We start from the raw sequence: 4,160 nt of genomic DNA on the forward strand, positions 1-4,160 counted from the left end.
CCGCTGACCGGGAACGGGTCGCGGGTGCCGTCGTACTCGACGAGCCCGACCAGTTGCTCGAGCTGGCCGAGGTCGAGACCTGCCAGGCGTTCCTTGTCGGTGAGAGTCTGCTCGATCGTCATGATGGTGCCTTTCCTTGCAAGGGTTTTCGGATACCGGGGATGTGCGTGCGACTGCGCACCGGGGGAGTGGCGAATGCCTGACACAGAGGTAACCGGGCCCCGATCCGGTCGTCAACCGACACCCGGACAACTAGCCGCATCGACGGATGCGGGCGGTCGCGCACCGGCTTTCCTATACAATCTGAATACTTCAATGGGGCAATAGAAATGGACTGCGATGGTTGCGCGGAGTGAGATCGGCGTCGGAGTGCTCGCCCGTGCGGTGGCGATCCTCGACGTCGTCGAGTCGAGCCCGATGGGCGCGAGCGACCTCGCCCGTGAACTCGACCTGTCCCTCTCGACCACGTACCGGCTGGCGACCGACATGGTCAAGCACGGCCTCCTGCGCAAGGATCAGGAAGGCCGTTTCTATCTGGGGCAGCGATTCGTCACCACGGCGTTGAGCGACCTCGCGATCCCGGCGCTGCGGGAATTGAGTGAAACGACAGGGGAATCCGCGCAGTTGTGGGTTCGCCGGGGCGAGTCCCGTCTCTGCGCCGCGAGCGTCGATTCCCAGCACGAACTGCGGGTGGCACTGCCCGTCGGAACGTTGGTCCCGCTACCGCAGGGGTCGAGCGGCCACGTGCTGTCCGGAGACTGGGAGGCCGACCCCGAAGCCGTGAAATCGGGTTGGTGGGTGTCGGTTTCGGAACGGACACCGGGATCCGCGTCCATCAGTGCGCCGGTCCGCAGGCACGGCGAGATCGTGGCCGCCGTCTGCGTGTCGGGTCCCGAGGGGCGGATGGGTAAGAACCTGGGTGCGTCGATGGGCCGCGCGGTCGTCGCTGCCGCGCGGCAGATCGAGAAATCCGTCCCGGGCGACTGAGTCGCTCAGGCGATGTCGAACGTGGTGACGTCCGCCGACCGATGTTGCTGCGCCAGTTGACGGTAGACCGCGGCGTTGGCGGCGTTGTGGGCCACCTCGTCGTCGGTCAGTTCGCGACGCACCTTCGCGGGCACGCCGGCGACGAGTGAGCGCGGCGGAATTCGCGTGCCCTCGAGTACCAGCGCGCCGGCCGCGACCAGCGACTGCTCGCCGATCACCGCTCCGTTGAGGACGGTGGCCCCCATGCCCACGAGGGCGCCGTCTCCCACGGTGCAGCCGTGCAGGACGGCGTTGTGCCCCACACTGACGTCCCGGCCGACGACGACGGGGAAGCCCGGGTCGACGTGAACGGCCACACCGTCCTGAATGTTGCTGCCCTCGCCGAGGGTGATGGAATCGCAATCGGCACGCAGCACCGCGCCGTACCAGACGCTGGTCTCCGCGCCGAGTGTTGCGGCGCCGATCACCGCGGCGGTCGGCGCGACCCACGTGGTCTTCTCCGCGCGCGGCGAACGTCCATCGATCGCAACGACGTGTGGTTCTCTCACCGTGTTCTCCTCCTGTCGAGCAGCAAATTCCTGCTGCATTTCGCAGCGTCCCGACGTCCATTGTCGTGTGGCGCGGACTCCGGGCATTGCCAATTGTGACTGCTACCACTACCGTCATTCTTATCAAACGGGAATCTAACTGCCAAATAATGAGAATCAGCAGGTAGGAACCCAGTCGTCATCCAGTACAGATCGACGAGGGAGAACTCTCACATGCAGGTCCCAGAGAACGGCCCACTGCACGGCATCCGTGTGCTGGAACTCGGCAACTTCATCGCAGCCCCCATGGCGAGCCGCATCTTCGCCGACTTCGGCGCCGAGGTCGTCAAGATCGAGCGACCGGGCGTCGGCGACGAACTGCGGGGCTGGCGTCGCCGCCGCGGCGCGACGTCGATGATGTTCCGCACGATCGCGCGCAACAAGCGGTCCGTCACCCTCGACCTCCGGACCGACGAGGGCCGCGCGATCATTCTCGACCTCGCCGCGAAGTCGAATGTCGTCATCGAGAACTTCCGTCCCGGGACGCTCGAGCGGTGGGGAATCGGGCCCGACCAGCTGACGGCCGCCAACCCCGACATCGTGCTGGTCCGGATCTCCGGCTACGGGCAGACGGGCCCGTACCGGGAGCGCACCGGCTTCGGCGGCGTCGCCGAGGCCTTCGGTGGACTGCGGCACGTCACCGGCTATCCGGACCGTCAATCGGTCCGGGCGGCCGCCCCCATCGCCGACACGCTCGCCGGACTGCACGGCGCGATCGGCGCCCTGATGATGTTGCTGGCCAAGGCAAGGCAGGGCGATCACTCGACCCCGCGCGTCGCGGACGTGGCCCTCTACGAATCGGTGTTCATGGCGATGGAATCCCTCGTCCCCGACTACGACGCGTACGGCATGGTCCGAGAACGGACCGCGGGCAACCTGCCCGGCGTGGTGCCCAGCGGCGTCTATCCATGCGACGGTGGATCCGTCATCATCGCCGGCAACTCGAGTGGCGTGTTCGGCCGGTTGATGCAGGCCGTGGGGCGCGGCGATCTGGCCGACGATCCCGAGCTCGCCGACGGTGATCAGCGATTCCGTCGGGAAGCCGAACTCGACGAGGCCATCTCGTCGTGGACGTCGGTGCGTCGCCCCCGCGACGTCGTCGCCGAACTCGGTGCCGCCGGTGTGCCCGTGGGCGAGGTGTACGACGCCGTGCAGATCGCCGACGACGAGCACTACAACGCCCGCGGCATGCTGCAGAGCCTGAAGGTGTCCGTCGACGGGGAACCCGAAGAGGTGCGCTTCCCCGGAGTGGTCCCGCAGCTCGACGGCGAACCCACGCAGATCCGCTGGGCCGGCCCCGAGCTGGGTGAGCACACCGACGAGATCCTCGGCGGATTGCTGAATCTGTCGGGTGATCAGCTCGACGACTACCGCGCCCGCAACGTCATCTGAACCGGAGGAAAGTGAAATGTCAGTCACCATAACGGATGTCGTGCTGCGAGACGGACTGCAGGACGAGGATGTCGTCGTCTCCACCGACCACAAGATCGCCGTCGCGGACGCCCTCGTCGCCGCCGGTGTGAAGCACATCGAAGCGGCATCGTTCGTCTCACCCACGCGTGTCCCGCAGATGGCGGACGCCGACGACGTCATCGCCCGGCTGCCCCGCACCGACCCGTCGGTCACGTACAGCGCTCTGGCACTCAACCCCCGCGGGGTGCACCGTGCGATCGCGACCGGCATCGACGAGATCCAGGTCGTGACGTCCGCCAGTGCCGGGCACAGCACGGCGAACACGGGCCGGAACCCGGACGAGGCGCTGCACGGACTTGCCGAGGCATTGCAGAAGTACCCGGACCGGAGTTTCCTCGGAGGTGTGTCGACCGCGTTCGTCTGTCCGTTCGAGGGCATCATCGCCCCCGCCACACTGGTACGGGTGGCCAGCGCGATGGCCGCAATGGGTGTGCGCCGGCTCGGGCTGGCCGACACGCTGGGGACGGCCACCACCGAGCAGGTGCTCGCATCGGCCGGGGCGGTACGCGACGCCCTCCCCGACATCGAACTGAGCCTGCACCTCCACAACGCGCACGGTCAGGCCCTGGGCACCGTGATCGCCGCGCACCGGCAGCTCGGCATCACGCACTTCGACAGCGCCATCGGCGGGTACGGTGGCTGCCCGTTCGCGCCCGGCGCCCACGGCAACCTCGCCACCGAGGAACTGGTCGCGCACCTGCACGCGCACGACATCGACACGGGTATCGATCAGCAGGCCCTCGGCCTCGCCGTCGACACCGTGAAACACGCTCTGGCCCAAGCTCGGCCCCTCACCGCAGTGTGATCTGCGAACTCACCTCGAAAGGCCGACCATGGTCTACACAATCTCCATCGTCGCTCTGATCGCGATCTTCACAGTGGCGACCCTCACCCCGATCAACATGGGCATCCTCGCGTTCGCCGGAGCGTTCGTCATCGGCGGCTGGGTGTCCGGGATCCCGGTCGAGGACATCATCGACGCCTTCCCCGGCAGCACGTTCATCATCGTCGGCGGCATCACGCTGCTGTTCGCCATAGCCAAGACGAACGGGACCATCGACCTCGTCATCGAGGCCTCGCTCCGACTCGTGCGCGGCAGGCGGTGGGCGATCC

General features: G+C 67.2%; 5 protein-coding genes and 1 pseudogene. 4 read left to right on the forward strand and 2 right to left on the reverse strand.

The features are described from left to right. Positions 1–122 (reverse strand): annotated as a pseudogene (locus AC1D1G_RS42470) (4-hydroxyphenylpyruvate dioxygenase); the annotation flags it as partial. A gap of 217 nt (positions 123–339) precedes the next feature. Here AC1D1G_RS42470 and AC1D1G_RS42475 point away from each other — a divergent pair. Continuing rightward, positions 340–987 (forward strand): IclR family transcriptional regulator, encoded by a 648-nt coding sequence (locus AC1D1G_RS42475; protein ID WP_009478110.1) that lies wholly within the window; start codon positions 340–342, stop codon positions 985–987. Positions 988–992: 5 nt separating this feature from the next. Here AC1D1G_RS42475 and AC1D1G_RS42480 read toward each other — a convergent pair whose 3' ends face one another. Next, complete coding sequence (locus AC1D1G_RS42480) at positions 993–1,535, reverse strand: gamma carbonic anhydrase family protein (RefSeq protein WP_196775237.1); 543 nt, start codon at positions 1,533–1,535, stop codon at positions 993–995. A 213-nt stretch (positions 1,536–1,748) separates the two neighbouring features. Here AC1D1G_RS42480 and AC1D1G_RS42485 point away from each other — a divergent pair, with 213 nt between their 5' ends. From AC1D1G_RS42485 to AC1D1G_RS42495, 3 genes are all read left to right on the forward strand, one after another. After that, entirely contained in the window at positions 1,749–2,966 is a 1,218-nt protein-coding gene (locus AC1D1G_RS42485; RefSeq protein WP_477956626.1) for a CaiB/BaiF CoA transferase family protein, read from the forward strand. 16 nt (positions 2,967–2,982) lie between these two features. Then, positions 2,983–3,852 (forward strand): hydroxymethylglutaryl-CoA lyase, encoded by an 870-nt coding sequence (locus AC1D1G_RS42490; protein ID WP_005561919.1) that lies wholly within the window; start codon positions 2,983–2,985, stop codon positions 3,850–3,852. 28 nt (positions 3,853–3,880) lie between these two features. Further along, positions 3,881–4,160: transporter permease (locus tag AC1D1G_RS42495; protein WP_477956627.1), on the forward strand; the 280-nt coding region annotated here is incomplete at its 3' end.

It is taken from the genome of Rhodococcus sp. P3_B8 (assembly GCF_056402775.1).

Coding starts and splice junctions, on each gene's coding strand:
- AC1D1G_RS42490 (WP_005561919.1), top strand. CDS start 2,983: ATGTCAGTCACCATAACGGATGTCGTGCTGCGAGACGGACTGCAGGAC.
- AC1D1G_RS42475 (WP_009478110.1), top strand. CDS start 340: ATGGTTGCGCGGAGTGAGATCGGCGTCGGAGTGCTCGCCCGTGCGGTG.
- AC1D1G_RS42485 (WP_477956626.1), top strand. CDS start 1,749: ATGCAGGTCCCAGAGAACGGCCCACTGCACGGCATCCGTGTGCTGGAA.